Annotated in this window: 24 protein-coding genes and 1 pseudogene; 19 read left to right on the forward strand and 6 right to left on the reverse strand. The window is 37.9% G+C overall.

The window, feature by feature from the left end:
* Positions 1–5 precede the first annotated feature (5 nt).
* The 9 genes from OSO01_RS20950 (at position 6) to OSO01_RS20990 (ending at position 11689) form a co-directional block, all read left to right on the forward strand.
* A complete protein-coding gene (locus OSO01_RS20950) occupies positions 6–2600 on the forward strand; it encodes an AAA family ATPase (protein ID WP_147212411.1) in 2595 nt (864 codons plus the stop codon).
* Positions 2601–3383: 783 nt separating this feature from the next.
* Positions 3384–3749, forward strand: a complete 366-nt coding sequence (locus OSO01_RS20955) for a response regulator (RefSeq protein WP_147212412.1) — start codon at positions 3384–3386, stop codon at positions 3747–3749.
* Positions 3750–3855: 106 nt separating this feature from the next.
* Positions 3856–4710 carry a class II fructose-1,6-bisphosphate aldolase gene (fba, locus tag OSO01_RS20960; RefSeq protein WP_147212413.1) on the forward strand — a complete coding sequence of 285 codons (855 nt, stop codon included), beginning with the start codon at positions 3856–3858 and terminating at the stop codon, positions 4708–4710.
* 134 nt (positions 4711–4844) lie between these two features.
* A complete protein-coding gene (gene fsa, locus OSO01_RS20965; RefSeq protein WP_147212414.1) occupies positions 4845–5486 on the forward strand; it encodes a fructose-6-phosphate aldolase in 642 nt (213 codons plus the stop codon).
* Positions 5487–5595: 109 nt separating this feature from the next.
* On the forward strand, positions 5596–6882 hold the full coding sequence (gene murA, locus OSO01_RS20970) for a UDP-N-acetylglucosamine 1-carboxyvinyltransferase (RefSeq protein ID WP_147212415.1): 1287 nt from the start codon (positions 5596–5598) through the stop codon (positions 6880–6882).
* 1011 nt (positions 6883–7893) lie between these two features.
* Complete coding sequence (gene rho / locus OSO01_RS20975) at positions 7894–9177, forward strand: transcription termination factor Rho (RefSeq protein WP_147212416.1); 1284 nt, start codon at positions 7894–7896, stop codon at positions 9175–9177.
* 189 nt (positions 9178–9366) lie between these two features.
* Entirely contained in the window at positions 9367–9612 is a 246-nt protein-coding gene (locus tag OSO01_RS20980) for a type B 50S ribosomal protein L31 (protein ID WP_077602262.1), read from the forward strand.
* Between the two features lie 268 nt (positions 9613–9880).
* The gene (locus tag OSO01_RS20985) at positions 9881–10504 is read left to right on the forward strand and encodes a thymidine kinase (RefSeq protein ID WP_147212417.1); all 624 of its coding nucleotides are present in this window, start codon (positions 9881–9883) and stop codon (positions 10502–10504) included.
* Between the two features lie 462 nt (positions 10505–10966).
* Complete coding sequence (locus tag OSO01_RS20990) at positions 10967–11689, forward strand: hypothetical protein (RefSeq protein WP_147212418.1); 723 nt, start codon at positions 10967–10969, stop codon at positions 11687–11689.
* Between the two features lie 531 nt (positions 11690–12220).
* Here the strand turns inward: OSO01_RS20990 and OSO01_RS24110 are convergent.
* The 3 genes and pseudogenes from OSO01_RS24110 to OSO01_RS21005 form a co-directional block, all read right to left on the reverse strand.
* Positions 12221–12496, reverse strand: a pseudogene (locus tag OSO01_RS24110) (transposase); the annotation flags it as partial.
* A 220-nt stretch (positions 12497–12716) separates the two neighbouring features.
* A complete protein-coding gene (locus OSO01_RS24115; protein ID WP_147212420.1) occupies positions 12717–12935 on the reverse strand; it encodes a helix-turn-helix domain-containing protein in 219 nt (72 codons plus the stop codon).
* The gene (locus tag OSO01_RS21005; RefSeq protein ID WP_147212421.1) at positions 12865–13314 is read right to left on the reverse strand and encodes a transposase; all 450 of its coding nucleotides are present in this window, start codon (positions 13312–13314) and stop codon (positions 12865–12867) included. Before OSO01_RS21005 ends, OSO01_RS24115 begins: the two co-directional genes overlap by 71 nt.
* A gap of 1018 nt (positions 13315–14332) precedes the next feature.
* On the opposite strand from OSO01_RS21005, the gene OSO01_RS21015 reads away from it, so the two are divergent.
* The 7 genes from OSO01_RS21015 (at position 14333) to OSO01_RS21045 (ending at position 19873) form a co-directional block, all read left to right on the forward strand.
* Positions 14333–14611, forward strand: coding sequence for a GNAT family N-acetyltransferase (locus tag OSO01_RS21015; protein WP_246145273.1), 279 nt, complete (start codon positions 14333–14335; stop codon positions 14609–14611).
* Positions 14612–14791: 180 nt separating this feature from the next.
* Positions 14792–15862 carry a peptide chain release factor 1 gene (gene prfA / locus OSO01_RS21020; RefSeq protein WP_147212423.1) on the forward strand — a complete coding sequence of 357 codons (1071 nt, stop codon included), beginning with the start codon at positions 14792–14794 and terminating at the stop codon, positions 15860–15862.
* 3 nt (positions 15863–15865) lie between these two features.
* Positions 15866–16732 carry a peptide chain release factor N(5)-glutamine methyltransferase gene (gene prmC, locus OSO01_RS21025; protein ID WP_147212424.1) on the forward strand — a complete coding sequence of 289 codons (867 nt, stop codon included), beginning with the start codon at positions 15866–15868 and terminating at the stop codon, positions 16730–16732.
* Between the two features lie 127 nt (positions 16733–16859).
* On the forward strand, positions 16860–17453 hold the full coding sequence (gene spoIIR, locus OSO01_RS21030) for a stage II sporulation protein R (RefSeq protein ID WP_147212425.1): 594 nt from the start codon (positions 16860–16862) through the stop codon (positions 17451–17453).
* Between the two features lie 80 nt (positions 17454–17533).
* Entirely contained in the window at positions 17534–17935 is a 402-nt protein-coding gene (locus OSO01_RS21035; protein ID WP_147212426.1) for a GNAT family N-acetyltransferase, read from the forward strand.
* Between the two features lie 236 nt (positions 17936–18171).
* A complete protein-coding gene (locus OSO01_RS21040) occupies positions 18172–19200 on the forward strand; it encodes an L-threonylcarbamoyladenylate synthase (protein ID WP_147212427.1) in 1029 nt (342 codons plus the stop codon).
* Positions 19201–19324: 124 nt separating this feature from the next.
* On the forward strand, positions 19325–19873 hold the full coding sequence (locus OSO01_RS21045) for a manganese efflux pump MntP (protein WP_147212428.1): 549 nt from the start codon (positions 19325–19327) through the stop codon (positions 19871–19873).
* A gap of 58 nt (positions 19874–19931) precedes the next feature.
* Here OSO01_RS21045 and OSO01_RS21050 read toward each other — a convergent pair whose 3' ends face one another.
* The 3 genes from OSO01_RS21050 to OSO01_RS21060 all read right to left on the reverse strand — a co-directional run bounded on the left by OSO01_RS21050 (position 19932) and on the right by OSO01_RS21060 (position 23096).
* Positions 19932–21401 carry an alpha-amylase gene (locus tag OSO01_RS21050; RefSeq protein ID WP_147212429.1) on the reverse strand — a complete coding sequence of 490 codons (1470 nt, stop codon included), beginning with the start codon at positions 21399–21401 and terminating at the stop codon, positions 19932–19934.
* 365 nt (positions 21402–21766) lie between these two features.
* Positions 21767–22603 (reverse strand): hypothetical protein, encoded by an 837-nt coding sequence (locus OSO01_RS21055; protein ID WP_147212430.1) that lies wholly within the window; start codon positions 22601–22603, stop codon positions 21767–21769.
* Positions 22590–23096 carry an RNA polymerase sigma factor gene (locus OSO01_RS21060; protein ID WP_147212431.1) on the reverse strand — a complete coding sequence of 169 codons (507 nt, stop codon included), beginning with the start codon at positions 23094–23096 and terminating at the stop codon, positions 22590–22592. Before OSO01_RS21060 ends, OSO01_RS21055 begins: the two co-directional genes overlap by 14 nt.
* 246 nt (positions 23097–23342) lie before the next feature.
* Here OSO01_RS21060 and OSO01_RS21065 point away from each other — a divergent pair, with 246 nt between their 5' ends.
* The 3 genes from OSO01_RS21065 to OSO01_RS21075 all read left to right on the forward strand — a co-directional run bounded on the left by OSO01_RS21065 (position 23343) and on the right by OSO01_RS21075 (position 26239).
* Positions 23343–23948 (forward strand): low molecular weight protein arginine phosphatase, encoded by a 606-nt coding sequence (locus OSO01_RS21065; protein ID WP_147212432.1) that lies wholly within the window; start codon positions 23343–23345, stop codon positions 23946–23948.
* Between the two features lie 268 nt (positions 23949–24216).
* Positions 24217–25599, forward strand: a complete 1383-nt coding sequence (locus tag OSO01_RS21070; RefSeq protein ID WP_147212433.1) for a methyl-accepting chemotaxis protein — start codon at positions 24217–24219, stop codon at positions 25597–25599.
* Positions 25600–25693: 94 nt separating this feature from the next.
* Positions 25694–26239 carry a TIGR01440 family protein gene (locus tag OSO01_RS21075; RefSeq protein WP_147212434.1) on the forward strand — a complete coding sequence of 182 codons (546 nt, stop codon included), beginning with the start codon at positions 25694–25696 and terminating at the stop codon, positions 26237–26239.
* The last annotated feature ends 63 nt before the right edge of the window (positions 26240–26302 follow it).

Consider the following 26302-nt stretch of genomic DNA (forward strand, 5'->3'; position numbering starts at 1 on the left):
AAGGAATGAGACATATATGGAAGGTTGGCAAAGGGTTTGGGAAGAAAAGCTTTGAGGATGCTATCAAAAGTTCTTCTAAAGGAGATACGCTTCTTATTGAACCGGGTACATATCATTTTCCGAAAGGCTATAATATAAATGAATTGGAGATTAAAGGAGCAGGAAATCAGCCAAATGATGTAGTACTCAACGGTTTCTTTTCATTGCAGAATAATGCGAAGCTGAATTTGTCCAATCTGATGCTGTCTGCACCACGGGAGATGAATGCACTTCATGTCAGCGGCAACTCAAGCTTGTTTTTAAAAAATGTTATTGTAAACGGTGAAGAAACCGGGCGATATCCCACCATCTGGTGTGTGAATTCATATCTGAATATCTCTGCATCAGAAATCTATTTTAATCAGGATTCGCCGTATGGAATCTATATACAAGAGAGCTCGAAGCTTGAAATCACCTCTACGGTGGCTGATTCCATTTATGCAAGCCAATCCAAGGTATACTTGAATAATGTACAAATGCAGGTGATCCTATACTTAGAAAATGAATCGAATGCTGAGTCTGCCGGAGTTCTGGACTTTCCACGGCAAAATCCAAATAAATATGTGCTTACAGTTTATTCAGGCTCCCGTGCTAATTTAGCGCTTGTCAATGGAGATGAAGACCATATTGAAGCAAATGTAGATAACGGTTTATTAATTATTAATACAATAGAACTCGGAGAAAGCAATATTTTTGATATTTATCATAATGACCAGTCAACCGTGGAAGCAAGTGGTGAACGTGTATTTGTTCAGAATATAGATGAACAGACTGCTGAGGGGAGCGCCAGTCAAAATGCTGTTCTTCAAGAGACAAATTCAGAGGAACAGTTTGCCGAAGAAACAGAATCTGGTAACGGAGAAGCAGATCAGTTGGACGAAGAAATAGATGAACAGACCTTGGAGAAGAAGGAGCCTTTACAGGAAGAAGAAAAATCTGCTCTAGAGCAATTAAACGAAATGTATGGTTTAACAGAATTAAAGAAGCAGATTAAGCAATTTATTAATACAATTAAGTTTAATCAATCTAGAAAACAGAAGGGACTCAAAGCAGCGCCGTTAAATTTACATTCCATATTTCTTGGAAATCCAGGAACAGGGAAAACAACCGTCGCCAGATTGCTGGGAAAAGTATTGTATCAAGAAGGAGTAATTCCAGCAGATAATTTTGTAGAGGTTACGCGAAAGGACCTGGTCGGTCTCCATATTGGTGAGACAGCTCCAAAAACGCAGGCTGTGTTAGACCGTGCCCGTGGCGGCATTTTATTTATTGATGAAGCATACGCATTGCACAGCGCTTCAGATAATGATTTTGGAGCAGAGGCTGTAGAGACCATTTTAAAATTCATGGAGGATAATCGTGATGAAATTATGATTATCTTTGCCGGATATTTTGACGATATGCAAAATTTCCTGACGATGAACAGCGGTTTAGCTTCACGGATTCCGAATGAATTTGTTTTTGATGACTATTCCAGCTTTGAAATTGCTGAAATTGGTTATTTGGATATACTGGATCAGGACTATATAGTGAATGAAGAAAAGTATAAAGAAGTGGTGATGAATCAATATGGCCGCAGTGTTGATGAAAGTAATGCAAGATGGGTCCGTAATTTCAATCAGAAATTAATCATTACCATGGCGAACCGCGTTATTGAAATGGGTTCCGAGGATACACAGACTATATTAAGTGAGGATATAGATGCTTTAATAGGAAATAGCGGTGAAAATAAAGAAGAGAAAATAACCGAATTATTGTCCCAATTAAATGACCTAATTGGGCTGGAAGAAATAAAAGACTATGTACAGCGCTTAGTGAAGCAGGTAAAAATTGATAAAATGCTTGCGGAACAAGGGGAACTGTCCTTTAACCCGACATATCATATGATTTTTGAAGGCAATCCCGGTACCGGAAAAACAACGGTAGCAAATATACTTGCTTCTTTATTCTACTACTTAGATATCCTTCCGAGTAAAAATGTAAAGGTTGTTGACCGTGCTGATTTAGTCGGCTCCTATATCGGCCATACAGAAAAAAATACAAAAAGAATTATTAATCAGGCAATGGGCGGTGTTCTGTTTATTGATGAAGCTTATCAACTGACTAATAACAGCGAAAATGACTTTGGAAAGCAGGCTGTGGAAACCTTACTTACTTATTTAGAAAATTACAGAGATAAATTTGTAGTAATTTTAGCAGGTTATACAAAGGAAATGGAAAAATTCCTGGATATGAACCCGGGACTGCGTTCACGGATACCAGAGAAAATTATTTTCCCAGATTACCATCCGGATGATATTGCTACTGTCGTTGAAAAAAATATTACGAAGCATTGGCAGGTAGATTCAGCTTATCTTCGTTCGGTGGTAAGTGACATTTATCGCCATCTTCCGGAAGCAGAAAAAGCTAATGCCAGATGGGCACGTAATTTTAGTGAGAAGCTAATTCAAAATCATAAAATCTGGATCAGCGACAACCAGCTTTCTGGAACCGAGATGAAACAAATCAGCACAGAGCTGCTGAATAAGACGTATGCTTCTTATCAAAATAGTATGGGATAAAATATATGCGTGGAGGAGGGGAATAGAAGGACTTCGGGAATATTCCAGATAAATTTAATATAAGGAAATACTTGAAGAGGCAGTGGAAAACAAGCTGTCTCTTTTTGTAATTTTAAAGGGCAGACACAATAGAATTTTGAATGAGTGAGGAGTGTATGAAGAAGAAGCCGTCACAGGGTTGGAACTATGAATGCCCATATTAGGGTAATAATTTGAATATATTGGTGGACATTCAACAATTTACAGCATGGATGCTTTATGTCGTCAGCTGATTAGAAACATGCAAAAGAAGCAATGTTTGATAGGAGAGCGGTATCTATTGTTTTTGGAAATGAATAAAGGGTTCTTGAAAAATTACCAAACCCAAAAATAGATGAACAATGCATGCCACATATGCTAAAGTTATGGTTGAGGTGTATCAGGAAAACAGCAGTTTCATCGGCACAGATTAAAATCAAAACTTTTAACAAATACTTGCGAAACTGGCCTGCTCTGTTGAATCTGTTGAAAAAGAAAGAGGGAAGCAGTGAAAAGACGGGAGAATAATAGTGAATTCAGCTGTCCTGCCTGCAAAAGTCTGGGAAATCTGAGAGTGGTCAGCCTTCAAAATTTTCAGGAGTGAAGTAAGAATAAAAACTTAGGACCTTGCGACTTTAGTCGTAAGAGCTTCAAGCTGAAATGAAGGCAAAAATAACGATTCCAAATGAATAAGCAGGAATTTAAATTAATACTATCGAAATTTAAAATTAAACAAAAAATTAAATATATCGGAGGAGGGTAAGTATGAGCCAATCAATCCTTATTGTGGATGACCAAATAGGAATTCGTATGTTGCTTCAGGAAGTTTTTCAGTCAGCCGGATATTGTACTTCTCTTGCAGAGAACGGAAAAGAAGCGATAGAATATTTATCAAAATCTCCTTGCGATTTAGTAATTCTGGATTATCATATTCCTGTTTATAACGGAAATATTGTTATACAAAAAATCAAACAGATGAAGATAAAAACAAAAATTGTCGTCATTAGCGGTTTGCCGGAAGTTGCAAAACAGGAAATAGGAGAAGAGTTACCTGAAAAAATTATTTCTAAACCTTTTAATGTTGCAAAATTACGTCACATTGTAGAAGAAATTTTGAAGAAAAAAGAATGAATCGCTGCTACTTTGTTGCGATAAAGTCATGAAATTGGTATTCTTATAGTGTAATGAATATTGTCAGTGATTCATCATGCGGATGAATTTGAAGGAGGAACTTGGTATGCCTTTAGTATCAATGAAGGAAATGCTTGAAAAAGGAAAAGAGAATGGATATGCAGTAGGTCAGTTTAATATTAACAACCTTGAATATATCCAAGCTATTCTCCAAGCAGCTCAAGAAGAAAAATCACCAGTAATTCTTGGTGTTTCTGAAGGTGCTGGAAAATATATGGGCGGCTATAATGTTGTAGTTGCTATGGTTAAATCTTTAATGGATTCTTATGGGACAACTGTTCCTGTCGCAATCCACTTGGACCACGGGTCAAGCTTTAAAAGCTGTGCAGAAGCAATCCATGCAGGATTTACTTCTGTTATGATTGACGGATCTCATTCACCGATTGAAGAGAATATCGCTGTAACACAGAAAGTGGTTGAACTTGCTCATATTCATGGTGTATCTGTTGAAGCAGAAGTTGGTACTGTAGGTGGAGAAGAAGATGGTGTTATCGGCGGCATCAACTATGCAGACAAAGAAGAATGTGCACGTCTTGTTAAAGAAGCAGAAGTTGATTGTTTAGCTCCGGCTTTAGGTTCTGTTCACGGTCCATATCAGGGAGAGCCGAACTTAGGGTTCACTGAAATGAAAGAAATCTTAGATTTAGTAAATGTACCATTAGTGCTTCACGGCGGAACTGGTATTCCTACAAAAGATATTCAAAAAGCAATCTCTTTAGGAACTGCTAAAATCAACGTAAATACAGAAAATCAAATTTCACAAACAAAAGCGATTCGTGAAACATTGGCAGCAAAACCTGATTTATATGATCCACGTAAATATTTAGGACCAGGAACTGCAGCTATTAAAGAAACAGTAATTGGTAAAATGCGTGAATTTGGTTCTTCCAATAATGCGTAATTGATTTTATTAAAAATGTATGTTAAAAAGGGCTGAAGAGAAGAACTTTTTAACTTCATCTAAAAAAGATATATTCAGCAAAAGCTGTACCATTGGTACAGCTTTTGCTACAAAATCTCGGGGAGGTAATCTTAATGAAATTTTTTATCGATACAGCTAATATTGAAGATATTAAAGAAGCTAATAAGCTGGGAATTTTGGCAGGTGTTACAACCAATCCAAGTCTGGTGGCTAAAGAAGGCGTTTCTTTCCATGACCGCCTCCGTGAAATCACAGAAGAAGTTTCCGGGTCTGTTAGTGCAGAGGTTATTTCTGAAGACGCAGAAGGTATGATTGAAGAAGGGAAAGAGCTTGCAGCAATTGCACCGAATATTACTGTAAAGGTTCCTATGACCCTTGAGGGTTTGAAAGCGGTTAAGGCATTTAATGATTTAAACATTAAAACAAACGTAACATTAATTTTTAATGCTAATCAGGCTCTACTGGCAGCAAGAGCTGGAGCGACATACGTATCTCCATTCTTAGGAAGACTAGATGACATTGGACAAGATGGCATGGAACTAATCGCAAATGTAGCTGCAATCTTTGACCGTCATTCTATCCAGACGGAGATTATTGCTGCTTCTATCCGCCATCCAGTTCATGTAACGGACGCTGCATTGAATGGTGCGCATATTGCAACAATTCCATTTAACGTTCTATCATCACTGGTAAAACATCCATTAACTGATCAGGGAATTGAAAAATTCTTGGCAGATTGGAATAAACAAAAATAATTGTATAGAGCAGGAAAAACGGCAGACAATAAGACAAGGTTTAGAGAAAGAACATGCAGCTGAACAAAACAGTTTGTGGAGTATACTTCCATAGGAACGAGGTTTTTACATGCAAAAGTTATTAATTGAGGGTGGGCATGAACTGTCTGGAGAAGTTCACATCAGCGGTGCGAAAAATAGCGCAGTGGCTTTATTGCCTGCAGCTATTCTTGCAGATTCCACGGTGACAATTGAAGGATTGCCGGATATTTCTGATGTAGACACATTAGGTGCTCTATTAGAAGAAATTGGTGGAACAGTATACCGGGATGGTCAGAATATGACGATTCATCCAGAAAAGATGATTGCCATGCCGTTACCAAACGGAAGAGTCAAAAAGTTACGTGCATCCTATTATTTCATGGGTGCCATGCTTGGAAAATTTAATAAAGCAGTCATTGGTTTACCTGGAGGATGTTATTTAGGCCCGCGTCCAATCGACCAGCATATTAAAGGCTTTGAAGCGCTTGGTGCAGAAGTAACAAATGAGCAGGGAGCTATCTATTTGCGTGCGAAGGAGCTTCGCGGTGCACGTATTTATCTGGATGTTGTCAGTGTTGGTGCTACCATCAATATTATGCTTGCAGCGGTAAAAGCAAAAGGACAAACAATTATTGAAAATGCTGCAAAAGAACCTGAGATTATTGATGTTGCAACATTATTAACAAATATGGGTGCAAAGATTAAAGGTGTCGGAACTGATGTCATCCGCATTGATGGTGTTCCTTCTTTACACGGCTGTACGCATACCATTATTCCTGACCGTATTGAAGCAGGCACCTATGCTATTGCAGCAGCTGCAGTGGGGAAAGAAATTGTCATTGACAATGTTATTCCGCAGCATATGGAGTCTTTAATTGCAAAATTACGGGAAATGAATGTTAATATTGAATCTCACAATGATCAATTGTATGTTGCCAAAACAAAATCTTTAAATAGTGTGGATATTAAGACACTGGTTTATCCCGGCTTTCCGACAGATTTACAGCAGCCGCTAACGACATTATTAACACAGGCAAACCATTCTGGTGTTATTATCGATACCATTTATTCTGCACGTCTAAAGCATATCGATGAACTCCGCCGGATGAATGCTGAAATTAAAGTTGAGGGCGGCTCTGTGATAGTTTCTGGACCGGTACATTTAGAAGGCGCAAAAGTGAAAGCAAGTGATCTCCGTGCCGGTGCAGCACTTGTAATAGCCGGTTTACTTGCAAATGGAGTAACCGAAATTACTGGTTTGGATCATATTGACCGCGGTTATGAAAATTTAACGGATAAGCTTTCCTCTCTGGGAGCTACTATCTGGAGAGAAGAAATGTCTGAATCAGAAATTTATCAGGACCAGCATACTTAAAGAGCATGTTTAAAAAGACAGGCAAAAGATCAGAATATACTTTTGTTGTACTTTTTAAGCATCCTCTTAAGAGTACATGTATATAATAAAAGAGAAGATTACTCCTTCTCTTTTATTATATAGCATTTTTGAGGGTATATGGATGGCTTGGCAGATTCTTTGATATAGGTGTATCATTTTCCTGCATCTTTTTAAAACCTCTTACTAAAATAAAACACGCCCTATCCTCAAGTAACTTCAAATAATTCCCGGGAAATTTTATATTTTAATAAAATTTTTAAAGCCTCAGACGATGTTTAAAAGATTTTTACAACATGAGATAAAATTCCTCTGTTTTTGACAAAAAAGTCTATTGAATCTTTTTTCGTAAAAGAGTATGATAATAGATGTTTAATAAAGATAAGCGATTTGATCAGATGGCTGACAGCAAGTTATAAAAAGGAGCTTCAAGTCTTCATGATATAAAATACGTTGTCAGTTGTATAAATAAAGTTAACAGCTTCTAAATTGCTTCTGTTGAACAAGGTGACTCTTCTTAGTATTTCCTTCCGTATACAAGGCAATCAGTTCTGAATACAGTTATAAAAAATAGTGCTTCTAAATTTAAGGATTTGGTAGATGTAATTAAAGAAGTCAGCAAGATTTTGAAACCAGGTACATATCATTTCCCAAATAGAGATAGATAATGTGAATTATTTTCTTTAACTAAATCCTTTAGAGGTTGAATTTAATGAAGCGTATACAAAATATAATGATTACTGCAGTTAGGGTATGATAGTGATATGTAAACAAACTATTTATTTTTTTAAAATAGAAGACTGTTTCGTGAGAGGATTATTATATCCCGTGAAACAGGACTGAGTTTAATAGTATCCGTCCGCATTCTGCCGAATAAGACTTGACTTCAGAAAAAAATCAAAAAGTTTTACAGAAATACAAGAGCAATCGGACAAGGGGCTGTTTGTCCCATTAGAAATATTTAAAAGAACCTAGAACAGGCGTGGTGATTTAATGGCAACACTGACAATCTCTAGTTTAGAGACAATGACGTTAAAAGAGATTTACACACTTGCAAAAGATTATAAGATTTCTTATTACGCAAAATTGACAAAGAAAGAGTTAATATTTGCAATATTGAAAGCACAAGCAGAAAAAGATGGATTTTTATTTATGGATGGAATTTTAGAGATTATTCCTTCTGAGGGATTTGGATTCCTGCGCCCAATTAATTATTCTCCAAGTGCAGAGGATATCTATATCTCTGCTTCGCAAATCCGGCGTTTTGATTTAAGAAATGGAGATAAGGTTTCCGGAAAAGTGCGTCCACCGAAAGAAAATGAACGCTATTATGGTCTGTTACATGTAGATGCGGTGAATGATGCAGATCCGGATTCATCCAAAGAACGCGTGCATTTTCCTGCGTTGACTGCACTTTATCCAAACAGACCGATTAAATTAGAAACAGAAACAAATCAATTATCGACACGTATTATGGATTTAATGACACCAGTCGGCTTCGGTCAGCGTGGTTTAATTGTTGCGCCGCCAAAAGCCGGTAAGACGATGTTAATTAAAGAAATCGCAAACAGCATTTCTCAAAACCATCCGCATGCTAAGCTGATTATTTTACTGGTGGATGAACGGCCGGAGGAAGTAACGGATATTGAACGTTCTGTAGGCCCGGATGTAGATGTCGTTTCTTCTACATTTGATGAAGTTCCTGAAAGTCATATTAAAGTGTCTGAGCTTGTTTTGGAGCGCGCGATGCGTCTGGTAGAACATAAACGTGATGTCATCGTTTTAATGGATAGTATTACACGTTTAGCCCGTGCGTATAACTTGGTTATTCCTCCAAGCGGCCGTACATTATCCGGGGGTATTGATCCGGCAGCCTTCCACCGTCCGAAGCGCTTTTTTGGAGCGGCGAGAAATATTGAAGAGGGTGGCAGCTTTACCATCTTAGCTACGGCCTTAGTAGATACAGGCTCACGTATGGATGATGTGATTTATGAAGAATTTAAAGGGACGGGAAATATGGAGCTGCATTTAAATCGTCATCTTGCAGACCGCCGGATTTTCCCTGCGATCGATATCCTGCGTTCAGGAACCCGGAAGGAAGAGCTTCTGGTAGACAAAGCACATCTAGATAAGATGTGGCTCCTGCGTAAAACAATGCAGGATTCCAATGATTTCTTAGACCGCTTCTTAAAACGTCTGAAGCATTCTAAGAATAACGAGGAATTCTTACAGCTGATGGACGAGGAAATGAAGCGAAAAGGTATGAATCGTCAATAAAAGTCAATTTGATAAGTAAAGTTATTTAACTCGACTTATTTATCTTTTGTTACTAACTGCTATTGCATTTCATCCTGCAGACTGTTATAATCTTTCTATGTGAGTTTAGATAAGATGCATCTGCATCTCTGACGGCTCTTAGAATAACTCTGTTTCCAAGGGATTCAGGGCAAAAAGGAGTGGAAGAACATGAAAAAGGATATTCATCCAGAGTACAGAAAAGTAGTTTTTCTAGATACTAGCACGAATTACAAGTTCTTAAGCGGATCAACTAAAGGATCAGATGAAACAATTGAGTGGGAAGATGGTAACACATACCCTCTACTAAAAGTTGAAATCAGCTCTGATTCGCATCCATTCTACACTGGTAAGCAAAAAGCTGACAAAGTCGGCGGCCGTGTGGATCGCTTTAAGAAAAAATATAACCTTAACTAATTATCTGATTGGCCGGAAATACGCCGGGTAACGCAGATTTTGTAAGGAATTGAATGTTAAAGGACAGGCAAAATGTCTAATTTTGCCTGTTTTTTTACTTTTTATTGAGGTATAGTATGAAAAATAAGATTTTTCATTTTTGATAAAGTAACAGAGTAAAACATATTTATATCCTTTTTAATGAGCTGCTTTGATGCTGTTTATTAAAAAGCGTTTCAATCTGAATATACTTATATATCCTATTTATTCGCGAGAGGAGCTTCTCCAAATGCATGTGATGAAGAGAAACGGCTGGGTAGAGCTAATTTGCGGAAGTATGTTTTCCGGAAAATCAGAAGAATTAATACGACGTGTCAGAAGAGCAACGTATGCGCATTTAAATGTATGTGTATTTAAACCGGCGATAGATAATCGTTATGATGAAACAGCAGTTGTTTCTCATGATGGGAGAACGACAATTGCAAAATCTATCCAGGATGCAGCAGAAATTTTAGAGGAAATAGAGACCGATGCAGATATTGTAGCTATTGATGAGGTGCAATTTTTTGATAGTAATGTCATTGATGTGATTGAGGAGCTCGTCCACAGAGATATTCGCGTTATTGTAGCAGGACTGGATATGGATTTCAGGGGAGTACCTTTTGAGCCTGTACCACAGCTAATGGCTTTATCTGAATCCGTTACAAAATTAAACGCAATCTGTCCAATCTGCGGATCACCCGCAAGCAGAACGCAGCGGCTGATTGATGGCAAACCGGCGTCCTATGATGACCCTGTTATTTTGGTGGGGGCATCGGAATCTTATGAACCTCGCTGCCGTCATCATCATGAAGTACCTAACCGACCGGAAGTAAATTTAAAAAACAAGACAGTAACACAAACAAATATTTAAGACAATAACTGCCGAATTTATATGTTTCGGCAGTTTTTTTGAAGAATAAGAAAGAAGATAATATTATTTACAATAAAACTAATTAGAACAATTTGAGAGAAGAAGAACAAATCAAAAGCTAACAATAGGAATAAGTTATCTTTTCCTAAAAAAATAATAAAACAAGGATTCTAGGAAACTGTCCTAAGTATAAATTTTCTTGAAGGAGGTTCATATTTTAGGCATACTTATCGTTAGCATTTTAATTTTTAATGAAAATTTATAGTTATTACTAATAAGGTATTAAGTAATTTAGGAGATGGTTATACTTGAAAATAATATCGAAAAATAACAATGGGGAACATCCTACTCAAAAAATAACAAATTTTTAAAAATAGAGTAATAATTGTATTTTTTATTACTGAAATCGTGCTATAATAGTGTAGAAGGCTTTATAAATAAAGAATAGAGGGAGACGTTCCTATGAAGAAGACGAAGGTAATTGTAAGCGCTATACTAGCTAGCTCTCTTGTTTCAACACCATTATTATCAGAGGCGATATATGCTAAAGAAGCACTAAATAATTTATCGGTTTCACAGGATAATCAGGTAGATTATACAGAGAAGGATTTTTATGATTATGTTGATGTGGAAATTGAGGGAGAAATGTATTTTATTGAGACGATTATAGAAAATGAGACTACAACTATTCATGTGACAGATAGTAATGGAACAATTACCTTTACTACTTTAGAGGGATCAAACCATACAAACGTTGAAAGTGATTTTCTTACTAATAATGAAATAACTACTTTAGAGAATGATCTGCAATCTATGGTAACTATTGAAGAAGCCGATGAAGATCAAATAGAAATAATGCCTTTCGCACAAACAGGGAAATGGATGAATGGTAGACCTTCTAATGTAACGGTTACACCAAATGGTAAATTTACAGCTCAAGCTATAATATCTGCAGTTGGAAGTACGTTAGGGATTTATGGAGTTGCTGCTTCTACATTTGCAAATGTAATGATTCAATACAATGTAAAGACTGGATATTTTACAAAAAGAGTAGATGTTAGAAGAGATACTAATAGTAATTATTTATGGCAAAGAACACAAACTAAGCTCTATAAAGAATCTTCTAGAAAAACTCTATTAAAAACTAGCACATCATCTCCTGTAAAAAAATGGATAGGTATTTAAAGTTATTAGATGTACTTATTAGAAAGGTGTTTTAGAATGAAGAATAAGAAGAAAAACTATCGTTGGTTTTTTTTAGTATTTCTATTATGTATTATAGGGGCATTTTTTTTGCCAGATCCAATTCGATTTTACTTTATAGTATTGTTCCCCATAATCTATTGGGGGATTTATGGATTAGTTAACCGATCTTTTTAATTTTAAAAAATGATTAACAAAGTTGATTAAAAGTCTGCCTTCAAAAACACCGGGGCAGACTTTTAACTGTGTAGACTAAGAAATATAAGAAAGCGAAAATTTACATTTATCTTAATGAAGGTTTTCGCTTGTTTATTACTATTATTTATTTTACGAAATTCATTTTAATAGCACAATATCATTGAAATTTAAAGTAACTAAACTATTTGTTACAAGTAACTTGTTGTGAGCGTCAAGTAGAAATGGTTCTTACGCATTTTAGGCGATAAAGGAAGTAACTCAATAGAATCTGAATAATAGTCTTGTGTTTTTAAAATTGATATAAGACTCTGTTTTTTAAGTGGAAAAGCTGGCTCTGCCGTACATTATTCGTTTAATCATTTTCAAACGGTTTACATGACCTTCCGTAATCCCATTATTCCAATCTTCTCGGATGCTTAATTTAACTGTCTGCAGATCTTGTTTGAGTCCATTTATAAAGGATTGAATATGCATAAAATCAAATTCGCTATACTGGTTCATCCAATGTTCTAGAGATTCAACACTCTTTTCTGAAAATAAGTTACGGAAAGAACCAACAAGTTCATCAATAACTTTTATATCAGGAAATGCCTCAAGTAGTCTTGGATGTAATTGATGGGAGGTTCTATATGATTATCCTTTTCAAAATCCCATATTATCTTAATGATTTTTTGGCGGAAGTAGTATGTTTTTGGTTCAATAATTTTTGCGTTCCTACGTTCTTCCGCAATCATTGCGTTTAAGGTAGAGAGCTATCCTGTATACCATTTTGAACGACAAACTTCTTCAATTTGATTGGTTGACTGCTTTTTTAAATGAGCGAGTGAATGAGCGGACGATAAATTTGGTATGGAGATGAACGCTTATGGTCCGACTTACCTTTTTGTCTCAAATCTTTATAGACCGTTCCGCGTGAAATCTGGCACTTTTTCTGAATGGCTCTTACAGAATATCCTTGTTTATGCAAACGATGAACAAGTTGAATCCTTTCCCATCTCTTTTTCTCGTTTTCGGATTCGACGAGCTTCATTCTTTCGAGCGGGAAATGTTCGGACGACTTTCTCAGAAACCTGCTGTTCCGAATTAGGAGCCTTCCATTTCAAAGGTACCATATTACTAATGGAGTTTTTTACTGCTTCAAAAAGCTGATGCAGAATATGCCAACAATCACCTACTCGAACAATAGATGAAGATGCTTCCGTAATGGCTTTCGCATAAGACTTAGATCCATCTCGGGTAATGAGTGCGATATTCGAATGTGACTTCAACCACTCTGTCACCTCTTCTTGCTTGCGTGTTTCTAAAAGATCAATCGGCTTTTTCCTTATTAAATCAATAAAGATTGTTCCATAAGTCATTCTTTTTTTGAAAGCAAAATCATCTATACCGACAAAAGGGAGAGGTTTCATTTTTGAATGAAATCGTCTTAATTTTACGAAGTAATGTATCGTGACTAACAGGGATTTGAAGTGCTTTACAGACTTTCTCTGCAGGAAGGCAATTCGTTGAAAAGGCTATTTTCTCAATTACCTTTTCCAATCTGTCTGTTTATAGGGCTGAAACCATGACAAGCGTTCCGTAAAGATAGATTTCGGACAATCAGAAACATCACAAAACCACTTATGAGTAAGAATTTGAAAATGAACATGGTGACCCGATATCGGTAAGTCATCAACATTCCTGCAGTATCGACTGTGAGAGCGAGTTGAGCGAGGGGCATTTAGCTGAAGTTGAATCAATCTGGATGATAAAAAAAGTTCGTTTTCAGTTTGTTTTTCATAAATAATCTGTGCATTTTCATCCAAACACAAAACTGGAATAAGGATAGAAGTACTCACTTTTATCAGCTCCTTATTATTTTACTAAACTATACCTCAAAATGTAACTTTTCTAATCACCAAAAATGCGTAAGAACCACTTTAGTTTAGCAGTTACACTTGTTAACTAGTTACTGATTTGTATAATAAAATTAAGTAGTTAATATAAAATTTCACTTATAAAATAGTTACTTTTTTATTGAAGTAAAATATATACACCATATAAGAAAAGTCTGAATAGTATTTACTTTTGCTTCTTAATGACATATAGCCTTAGTGTTTCCTATTAGAAAAAATAAATTAGGAGTGCAAAAATGAGCTATAAAAAAATAAAAGATATATTACCGTCTGAGTTGATAGAACTGATACAGGAGTATATTGATGGTGAATATACTTATATTCCCTATAAAACAAGATAATAAAAAATGCTGGGGTGCAAGTACTTCTACGAGGAAAGAATTGAAGTTAAGAAATACTGATATTTATAATGATTACCTATCAGGAATGGATACTTTTGATTTAGCTAAAAGATACTATTTGTCAGCAAAGAGCATTCAAAGAATTATATGAGATTCCTGATAATAAAAAGTTTATCGAAGCGATTCCCAATATAACGAATGAATTTTTAAAGCTTGGAATGATTTTAAAAGAAACAAATGAATTCATAGAATTTTGTAATACTGGAACAAAAGAGGGGCTTAATGAACCGAATCGCGAAATTGCTTATGCTGTTTCAAAACACTATAGAAATAGGGGATATACAACACAAGCAGTTCAAGGGCTGGTAAGATATTTGTTTGAAAATACGAGTATTGAGCATATCAATGCGGTTTTGCTTTTTGCGAGGAGGTTGAATTGGAAGGTCAATTGCACTATCGCTACATACTAAATAGAGAAGAAATGAAGAGAGAATACCTATAGACATGCCACCTATAATACGGGTCCCTGAGTCTATAGGTATTTTTGCTTTCACCGGCAGTAATATAATCTCATTCAATCAGACGTGCAATTGACCCGGGTGCTCCCTTATAATATAATAAGACTGTTATAGAGAAAGAGGTGTATTCTTGTGTTAGATCGTTTACAGACACTGGAAGATCGGTATAATAAATTAAATGAAATGTTAAGTGACCCGGAAGTAATCAGTGATACAAAAAAATTACGTGAATATTCGAAAGAGCAGTCTGGACTGGAAGACGTTGTCCAGGCTTACCGTGAGTATAAAGAAGTAACATCACAGCTGATAGACGCGAAAGAAATGCTGGAAGACGATTCAGATGATGAAATGCTGGAAATGGCAAAAATGGAAGTATCTGAATTATCATCCAGAAAAGAAGAATTAGAAGATAAAATGAAGATTCTTCTGCTTCCCAAGGATCCAAACGATGATAAGAACGTTATTATGGAGATTCGCGGCGCTGCAGGTGGAGATGAAGCTGCTTTATTTGCCGGTGATTTATACCGGATGTATTCCCGTTATGCAGAGAATCAAGGCTGGAAAATTGACGTGATGGAAGCAAGCTCAACCGGTGTGGGCGGTTATAAAGAGGTTATCTTTATGATTAATGGTTCAGACGTTTTCTCTAAGCTTAAATATGAGAATGGTGCACATCGTGTCCAGCGTGTTCCCGAAACAGAATCTGGCGGACGTATTCATACCTCGACTGCAACGGTTGCTGTGCTGCCTGAAGCGGAAGAAGTGGAGATAGACGTTCATGATAAGGATATCCGTGTGGATACATTTGCTTCCAGCGGACCAGGCGGTCAAAGTGTAAATACAACCATGTCAGCGGTGCGTTTAACGCATGAACCTACCGGGATTGTCGTATCGATTCAAGATGAAAAATCACAGATTAAAAATAAAGAAAAAGCGATGAAGGTCTTACGCGCCCGTATTTATGATAAATTCCAGCAGGAGGCGCAGGCAGAATATGATGAAAACCGTAAATCAGCGGTTGGGACAGGAGACCGTTCGGAGCGTATCCGTACGTACAACTACCCGCAAAACCGTGTTACTGATCATCGTATCGGCTTAACTATTCAAAAGCTGGACCAGATTATGCAGGGCAAGCTGGATGAATTTATCGATGCGCTTGTTATGGAAGAGCAGGCGAAAAAACTGGAACAGATTGGTGAATAACCTATGACCCAAATGAAAATTTATGAAGTCCTTAACTGGGCTTCTCTTTTTTTAGAAGAAGCGAATAGAGAATCAAAGGTTGCCGAGATTTTAATCAGGCACCATTTAGGATTATCCAGACAGGAATGGCTGCTTTCTTTACGTGAGCCGATTCCGGAAGATAAACTTATACAGATTAAAACAGATATAAAAAAACATGCGGAAACAGGAATTCCTGTACAGCATCTGACTGGATATGAAGAATTTTACGGCCGCTCCTTTCAAGTGAACAGGGATGTATTAATTCCAAGACCGGAAACAGAGGAACTGGTCCTGGCAGTAAAGGAATATCTTGCTTCTAAGCGGGGAGAGCCTGTGCGGATTGTTGATATAGGAACCGGCAGCGGAATTATTGCTGTTACACTGGCATTGGAATTAGATAATGCAGAGGTGTTTGCCATGGATATTTCAGAGAGAGCATTAAAGGTTGCTGAGCAGAATGCTGCTCAATTGCATGCTAAAATTTCTTTCTGGCAGGGGAATTTCTTATCTCCGCTTATGAAGGAAACAACATCATTTGATGTGATTGTTTCCAACCCTCCTTATATTGCAAAATCAGAAGCCTCTGAGCTTAGTGATACAGTCCGGAATTTTGACCCGGAACTAGCTCTTTTTGCTGAAGAGGATGGAATGGAAGCATACTACAGAATAATTGAACAAGTGAAGCAGATGCCTTTAAAAGAAGATACATTACTGGCATTTGAAATTGGTTATACACAAGGCGAGCTTGTTAAAGAATACATTCAGCAGGTATTCCCTGACAGTCATGTGAAAATCAGACAGGACATTAACGGAAAAGACAGGATTGTATTGGCAACCCATTTAAACTGATCTTTTCATATCCAAAATGACATAAAAATATACCCTGATTTTAAATATATATTTCTATAAAACTTGTATAAGCATAAATCTCCTTGTCCACACTATCTCATAGATAGGCGGAAGGGAGATTTTTTAAATGAAGAAATTATGGGCGGCAGTAGGACTTTTATTTATATTATTATCGATTATTCCTGTAATTAGTGCAGCAAAAGAGCTGCAGAGTAAAGAGCTCGACTATCAGGTCATCCCGGATGAAGCAATCAGATTACGTATTCTTGCAAATAGTGACAGCGAGAAAGATCAGGATATAAAACATAAAGTCCGTGATGAGGTGAATAAAGTTATTACGGAATGGGTGGAGAATATTGAAGATATTGAAGAAGCCAGAGAATTAATCAACAATCGGCTTCCGGAACTGGAAGAAGTAGTCAGAGATACACTGGAACAAGAAAATAGTGATCAGGATTTTGAATTGGAATATGGGGAGAATGTATCTTTTCCGGCGAAATTATATGGAAACTATCTTTATCCGGCAGGCGAATATGAAGCAATTTTAGTAACTCTTGGGGAAGGCTCCGGTGCTAACTGGTGGTGTGTATTATTCCCCCCGTTATGCTTTCTGGATTTCTTTAACGGCACATCTGTAGCAAGTGAAGATGCAGCAGAGGTAGAAGAGGACGAAGAAGTAAAAGTAGAATTCTTTTTATTTAAATGGCTGGGGTTGTCATAGTTTATTTGATAGAGGCATATTCATATAGTAAGTAAATCGCTATTAATTCTTCAACATTAAAAGAATGGAGGATGGGAAAAATGCAAATCTACCAAGTCAAAGAAGCAAAAATAGAGTTGATTGAGGAATTTATTCATAAGAATGAAAGGCTTTTTGGCAAAAAATTAACGGAAGAAAGCTATGTTGTAGAAGTAGATGGGAGTATTGAAGGCTGTTTTAATCTGGAGATGGTAGATGAATCAACTTATTGGCTGAAGCAATTATATTTAAATAAGGAGCATGTACAGAAATTATTCATTGTTTTCGAGTCCGTTCTCGTAATTTCCCGAAAAAACGGCATAAAATGTGTATATGTGCATAATCAAAGCCCAGTTGTGGATATCCTTTTAGAGTCTTTACAGTTCAAAAGAGAAAGCGATGTCAGAATTAAGAATATAAATTCAGAAAAAACAGGGAATTGGTGGGCATATCAAGTTTCCTAGTATGGTAAAAATAAAAAATGATTGATATAACTACAATGAACTACTTTTCTATTTGTCAAGAGAAAATTATACACACTATTCACAGGTGGTTGTGTATAAATAGTAGCAATATGTGAACAAAGATTATTCTGTGGAAAAAAACTGTGAATAATGTGCATAAGTATGATAAAATATTCCCTCCTTTGCGTTTCAGTCATGAATCGACTAAAATAGATACGTAGAAAAGAGGGAGCGTTATGCACACGAAAGTATGGAAAATAAATTCAACAAATATATTAGACAAGGATATCCATGAGGCGGCTGAGATGCTGAGAGCAGGAGATGTTGTTGCCTTTCCTACAGAGACGGTATATGGACTTGGAGCAGATGCTACCAGTGAATCAGCTGTCCGTAAAATATTTGAAGCGAAAGGGCGGCCGCAGGATAATCCACTGATCGCTCATGTTGCCTCTGTAGAGCAATTAAAAGAGCTTGTCACATTTATTCCGGACTACGTGTATAAATTAATTGATGCTTTTTCACCTGGTCCTTTAACATATATTTTACCGGCGAACGAGTACTGTGCACAAAATGTAAAAGCGGGTTTATCAACAATCGGTGTCCGGATTCCCAGTCACCCTGTTGCACTTGCATTACTCCAGGCAGCAGGAAAACCGGTTGCGGCCCCAAGTGCAAATGTATCTGGAAAACCGAGCCCAACAGCTGCAAGTCATGTGTATGATGATTTAAATGGACGGATTGGCGGCCTGATTGATGGCGGACAAACTGGTGTCGGCCTAGAATCGACTGTTATTGACTGTACAGGGGAGATACCGATTATTTTACGCCCCGGAGGAGTTACTAAAGAACAATTAGAGCTGGAGGCCGGTGCTGTCATGATAGATCCAGGTCTTGCATCATCATCTGTGGACCGCCCGAAAGCTCCAGGAATGAAATACAAGCATTATGCACCAGAGGTCCCGCTCTATCTATTTCCAGGCTCAGGCCGGGAACTCAAAGATTTCGTAGATAAAGAAAAGCAGGCAGGCAGCAGAGTCGGCGTTCTCTTATCTGATCAAACAGCTGAAATATTCACAAAGGATACGCATATTCACAGACTTGGAGGAACAATAGAGGAAATTGCTTCTTCTTTATATGATGGATTAAGATTCTTTAAGCAGGCGAATGTGGATAAAATTATTTGTGAAACTTTTACGGAAATAGGAATTGGTGAGGCAGTAATGAACCGCTTGCGAAAAGCAGCAGATAGTGTAATAAAGGAATAAAAAGCCAGTGTAATATAAAAAGTGAATTATCTAAGCTGCAATTCAACTTATATATCTAAAACATTCATATTCTCTACAAGTGAAGCATAAATTGTACAAGCATGCTTCAAAGGGGGATGTATGGATGTTTTTTTCTACCGAATTACTTTCACTAGCTTTACTTGCAATTGGTTTAAGCATGGATGCATTCTCCATCAGCTTAGGCTTAGGGATGAATAAAATGCGGTTAAAGCGGATTGCTGTTATTGGACTGGTAATTGGCAGCTTTCATATGATTTTTCCGATGGTAGGGATGCTGCTTGGACATGCTTTATCAGAACAGGTTGGACAATGGACAGCAGTGGCATCGGGAATACTATTATTCTTTATCGGTGCACATATGTTTTTCTCCGCTTTCCATACATCAGATGAATATAGATGGCAGCCAGTTGGCCTGGGATTATGGATGCTCGCATTCAGTGTCAGCCTCGACAGCTTTACAGTAGGGTTCAGCTTGGGTATCTCCGGGGTAACTATCATTATCACCCTTGTGATTTTTGGAATAGTAAGCTGTATTCTAACATGGCTTGGTCTGTTCCTAGGCAGACGGCTGCAAGGCTTTCTGGGAACATATAGCGAAATTTTTGGAGGTATCATACTTTGCAGCTTTGGGATTTATATGCTGTTCAGCTGAGAAACAGCATTTATTCAGGTGTAAGCTTTTACCTGACTTACATATTGGTCTGCGTTACTTATGATTCAACGTCCTCCTGTGGAAGTGCCCATACTGACACACTGCCTCCATTGACAGGAAAAGTAGCAAATCCATCTTCCTCAATATAAATATGCTCGTCTCTTGTGCCGGTCAAGTCAACCCAAATTTCCCCTGTGCGATTATCTCCTACACGCATTCTTTTTTCACCATCATCTCCATTGGAAATGACGATGGCGCAGCCCGAGCGCTCTATTTCCAGTATGCCGAGACGGACCCAGCCAATCGTATTAGGATGATCAAAATAGTCCTCTTGTTCACCATATGCTTTATGGTAACGGGCATAGAGAATAGGATTGATGGCTTCTTGTTTCGGATCAATTGGATTTTCTCCGCCGATGCCAAAATAATCGCCGTAAAAAAGGCAGGGATAGCCGTCTTTACGCAGTAAAATAAGGGCATACGCACTTTGTTTAAACCAATCCTCCACCCAGGATTCAAGCGCCTCACCAGGCTGTGTATCATGATTATCGACAAAGGTTACAGCTTGAAGCGGATATGATTGAACCAATGTATCATCAAAAATCGTAGTAAGATCAAAATCATTACCAGATTTAGAAGCTGCATGCAGCTTATCATGCAGAGCTACATCAAATAAATCGATCTTGTAATCAACCTGTTCCAAAAATTGCTGACATGCTTCTAAGTCGTGCTTCCAGAACTCACCAACGAAATAAAAATCATCTCCACAATGCTGGGCAATCTGTTCTGTGAATATTTTAATAAAATCATGATTAATGTGTTTGATTGCATCCAAACGGAAACCATTGCAATGTAACGTATCTGCAAGCCATTTGCCCCAGTGAATCATTTCTTCCCGCACTTTCGGATGGTTGTAATCGATATTAGCAAACATTAAATAATCATAATTACTAAATTCATCGTCTACCTCATCACTCCAGGTTTTATTATCACCGATAATTCGAAAGACACCGGTTCTATCCTCCATTGCATCAAAATCCGTCCCGTTAAAATATTCGAATCCCCATTTAAAAGAAGAATACTTATCATTCCGATTCGGGAATGTAAATTTTGTCCACCCCTCAATATCAAAAGACTCGGAAACTTCTTTTGTTCTGTCATTTGGATCGACTTCAATTACTTGAAAAATTTCCGTATCATCTGCTCCAGCTTTATGATTCATAACGGCATCGGCATAAACGTGAATGTCGTGATCATGACATACCTTTATTGCATCCAGTAATTCCTTTTTAGTGCCATATTTTGTAGCGGCACTGCCTTTTTGTTCAAATTCTCCCAAGTCGTATAAATCATAAGGGGCGTATCCTGTATCTTCAGCAGACATCCCTTTTGTAGCAGGCGGGATCCAAACCGCATCAATCCCTCTGTTTTTTAATTCAGGAGCTGCTTCCTTCAGGCGATTCCAGTGGAGTCCATCAGCCTCTACATGCCACTCAAAAAATTGAATCATCGTATGATTTCGTTTCATATTATGTCTCCTTGTTTAATGAGCAGATGCCGTATTTAATCGCATTCTGCAATATTTTTAATGTATTGCTTCCTTTGATGAGAAGTAAATCCTGATTCTGCCTCATCGAATAGTGTGCATATTGAAAAGTGTCTATTTATAGCGGAGGTAATTCTTCTCGGATTTATTTTTGCCACTAAGATGTAGATTCACTTTATTTATGAAAACCAAACCTATTATTTTTGAAATAAATAAAAAGAGGGACGGAGCGATAACTGGTTAATAGTACAAGTAGGCTTATACTCCGTATTTATATGTATTTTGGAGTTCTAATATAAAGAGCCTGTTCCCTTTTAATGGAAACAGGCTTAGTCAGCTGCTCTTTATTATTGTATGGACTTCCGCAGCAATTCCAAGCGCGGCGGTACGCCATCTGCTGCTTCTATATCATACTCGTATTGAATGATCAGTACATTATCGTCTATTTGATACAAGTAGTATCCCTCAGGCGGATCAGAAACATGCTGGGTAACTCCTTCATAAACATTATCGTCTGCTGGTAATGCATGGGGGTCCTCCGCATTGTTAAATTTATGATCGTAAGATTCCTGTACATCGGCAATTGTATCCTCTATCGTAGTGGATTCTGCTACTTGGATACGAACTTCTGCATTTTCTGCGCCGCTGTAAAAGCGAACTTCCTCTTCTGTTGTTTCATAGTTAGAAAGAAATTCCTCCATTTGAAACTGAATATTGTATGGTTCAATAGTGAAGTTATAAACAGTTACCTCTTCCTCCATACCTTCAAGCAGAATAGTATCTGTTTCCGTTCCGTTCTCTTTAATAGAAAAAACGGAAGTACTATCTTCCTTATCCGATCTTTTTTCTGATTCCACGATTCCCGTATCTTTCGGCTCTACGGGGGCGATATCATGTTGTATATCGGGATCTGAATACATATCCTCCTGTTCTTTATCAGGAGCGGTAACAGAATCATTATTAATAATCTGGAAAATAAATACGCCGCAAAGGACGATAACGGCTGCTGTGGATAACCAGATGAATGCGTGCTTTACCTTGGACTTGCGCTGCTGCTGTGCCCGCTTTTTCTCAGCGTGTTTGTTTAAAGCCATTTTCATGCTCTCCTTTTTCTCCGTATCTAAAGAACGGTTTATTTTCAATTTAGTTAACTCCTTTGTAAAATCTTTATCATGATGATTCATAACGAACCTCCTTGACTTCCGACTTCAGCACCTTTAAAGCTCTGTGAAACGTTACTCGTACTTTTGACTCCGTCCATTTTAATACCTGAGCCGTTTCTGTGACGGATAATTCCTCAATTCCTCTTAAAATAACAACAGATCGGTAATCATCTTTTAATTTTTCGATTGCCTGATGCAGAACAATTTTTCTTTCTTCTGATATTTGTTGATCTTCTGGAGATATTTCTGTATGAAATGAATGCGTCTTAATCAGCTTACGCCAGTCTTTTCGATTTTGCCTGCGCGTTTCATCTATTGCCAGATGACGTGCGATAGAGATAAGCCAGGTTTTCGGACTGGACTCACCCTTAAAGGATGGATACCGGTCAATCGCCCGCATAAACACTTCCTGGACGAGGTCTTCTACATCTGGCGTGGACATATAATAAATTAAAAAACGGTAAACGTCATCCGCATAATAATCAAACCAGTCCGAAATCAATTCCTTATCCATACTAAAACCTCCCCGGGGATTCTGACATCGTTTGTCTTATTTTTATATTAGACGATATGAAAGGAGAAATGTTACAAAAAATTTGTAATCTTGTTTAGTTGGTTATCTTAATGAATTTATTTTAAACACGCTGTTCTGCCCAATGGATGTAAAAAAGGGTGCTCTGCTTTTTTCAATTAATCATGGTATGATAAAGAAAACTACTATTTATATAACAATTATGATAATAGATAGGAGGATTTACCTATGAATGTACTCTTCGTATGTACAGGGAATACATGTCGCAGTCCTATGGCAGAAGCATTATTAAAGCAGCGTGCACCGGCAGAAATGCATGTGAAATCCTGTGGGATTACAGCCATGCCCGGTGCCCCTGCAAGCAGACAGACAACAGAAGTTTTAAGGAGACAGGGCATTGAAATAAATCATCAAGCTTCCCCGATCAGCCAGGAATTGGTTCAGTGGGCAGATCTTATCCTGACAATGACTGCTTCACATAAGGAAATGGTCTGGGCTAAATACCCGGAAGAAAGAAAAAAGATATATACACTTAAAGAATTTGCACTACATGCCGATATACAAATATGGAATGAATTAGAAAAAGTCTATACAGAATTGGAAGAAAAAAGAAAGCGCTGTTTAGAACAATTGGATGCAGAAGTAGATCCGATAAAACAGAATCAGCTCCTGTATGAAGCGTGCCATGAAGAGCTTGAAACGATTCACTGCTTAAAAAGCCAGCTGGTTCATTCGGATATTGCTGACCCATTTGGCGGTCCGGCAGCGTATTACCTGGAAACGAAGCAGGAGATTGAAACGTGTCTGAATCAATGGCTGTCTCCTGAAGAGTAAATACCTTTGAGTGACACATTCGAAGTATGGTAATCCGTGAAATCTTTGTAATTCAAAGAGGATAATGGCACTGGCGTATTTTCAGGAAAAACCTTATACTGGGAGTTTTGAATGCTCTGCTGATGCTTTTTATTCATATTTCCTTTCTGTTTAGAGCTGGAAGCTTAAGCTTATGAAATGAAACTTCATTTCGTGGAGTTTTACGGACAACTATCAATGATAAATACCGGCAGCGAAAGAAAGTTTAATCGGGGGAGTGGAAGGTTTAATGGGGAATAAATATCGGTTTAGTTTAAGGTTAAAGCTTGTTGTGTTTACAACCTTTTTAGCGCTTATCACGTATTCAACAAGTGCAGTTTTTATTTATATTTTATTTGACTATATACAGTCATGGATTAATGTATCACAGCAGTTTTTTGTTATTGTAACATTACTGTTAGGTGTAATCTGGTCAGGAATCCTTGCGTTTTTTGCAGCTAGATGGATTACGAAGCCTTTGCAGAAATTAGAGCAGATTACGGGAGAGGCAGCAAAAGGAAACCTGGAACTGCAGGTAGAAATACCAAAATCTGATGATGAGATTAAATCCTTGTCTGTTGCTGTAAACAGTATGCTGCAAAGCTTAAATAAAATGGTGACAAATATTGACCAGCATTTTGAGGAAACAAATGAGACAGTGACTCAGTTGAAAGAGGCTTCAAACAGGGCTACACAGCATTCCGCAGCGATTGGTGAATCTATCACCGAAATTTCAGATGGAGCAGAGAATTCATCACGTGCCACGCAGGAAACGGTGGGTTCTATTGAAATAGCAACGGGATTAGCCAAAGAGGTACAGAATAAAGCAGAGGTTTCCAAACAGCAGTCTAACTCCATGATCAATATGCTGGAAGAGGGGCAGAATGTCGTAAAACAGCTGGTTGACGGAATTCAGCGTATCGCAGTGGAACAGGAAGTATCATTAGAAGATGTGAATCACTTACGCAAGAGTACGATGGAGATTGAAGGAATTATTAACTTAGTTGGCGAAATTGCAGAACAGACCAACTTATTAGCTTTAAATGCCTCTATTGAAGCTGCCCGGGCAGGTGAACACGGAAAAGGCTTTGCTGTTGTTGCTGAAGAAGTAAGAAAACTGGCTGATCAAAGCGGGAAAGCAGTTAACGATATCTCAACACTCTTGCTTTCTATCCAGGATGATGTAAAGCAGGTGGCAACAAAAATTAATACGAATGTGAAGTCTGCTCGCGAGGAAGTGGACCGTGGAGAAAATACAAACCGTACCATTGCTAAAATGGGCAGTACTGTAACGGAAACAGCTACACAGATTGATACAATTTATAGATTAGTGGAACAGCAGCTGCAGTCGATTCAAAATACAGCAAACCAGTCTCAGGAAGTAGCGGCGATTGCCGAAGAGACATCTGCTGGAACACAAGAGGTTAATGCCGCAATTCAGGAGCAGGTTGTAACAATGGAACAAGTAGATCAATTGGCTCGTGAAATGGAGGAGCATGCAGGAGCTTTGAGAGAACAGATTAAACAATTTAAAGTGAAGCAGGTGGCTGAATCTGCCAGTGTTACCCCTATACAGCCTTTAAATACCAATAAGGAATCTTTAGAAGAAACCAGTCATCAAGATGTATCGTAATTTTTAAAAAATCATGGTATGCTATAAATGATTCTATTATTTGCTGTGTCAAACGGAGGAATGGAATGAATGACTGTAAAGGTGTGTGTCATTTATGATAATCAAAGACCTGAAGCTGGTTATTGAGGAGTGGCTGGCGCTGGACTGCCTGCGGGAAGATGAAATTGTTGTTATCGGCTGTTCGACAAGTGAAGTGGCCGGCGAGCCCATTGGAACAAGCGGAAGTTCAGAAATTGCAAAAACAATTTATGAGCAGATGACAAAGCTTCAAAAACAAACAGGTGTCCATCTTGCTTTTCAATGCTGTGAGCACTTAAATCGGTCTCTTGTCGTAGAGAGACGGACAGCAGTACAGTATGGTTTAGAGGAGGTAGCCGTCGTGCCTGTTCCAAAAGCAGGAGGTTCGATGGCGAGCTATGCTTATCAGCAAATGGAAAATCCTGCTGTTGTTGAAAATATAAGCGCACATGCCGGAATAGACATTGGTGAAACAATGATTGGAATGCACTTGAAACCGGTAGCCGTTCCGCTCAAGCTAAAGCAGCGTACGATTGGCCATGCCAGAGTCCGCGCTGCAAGGACTCGTCCGAAGCTGATTGGCGGGCACCGGGCATTTTACGGAGAGAATCCATCGAGATAATAGAGGGTGTTCAAAAAGTCCAATAAAAATGACACGGCGAATTTCTGCGTTGACAAGCTTTTT

The sequence above is a fragment of the Oceanobacillus sojae genome (assembly GCF_007991515.1).
In the GTDB taxonomy this organism is placed as follows: domain Bacteria; phylum Bacillota; class Bacilli; order Bacillales; family Amphibacillaceae; genus Oceanobacillus; species Oceanobacillus sojae.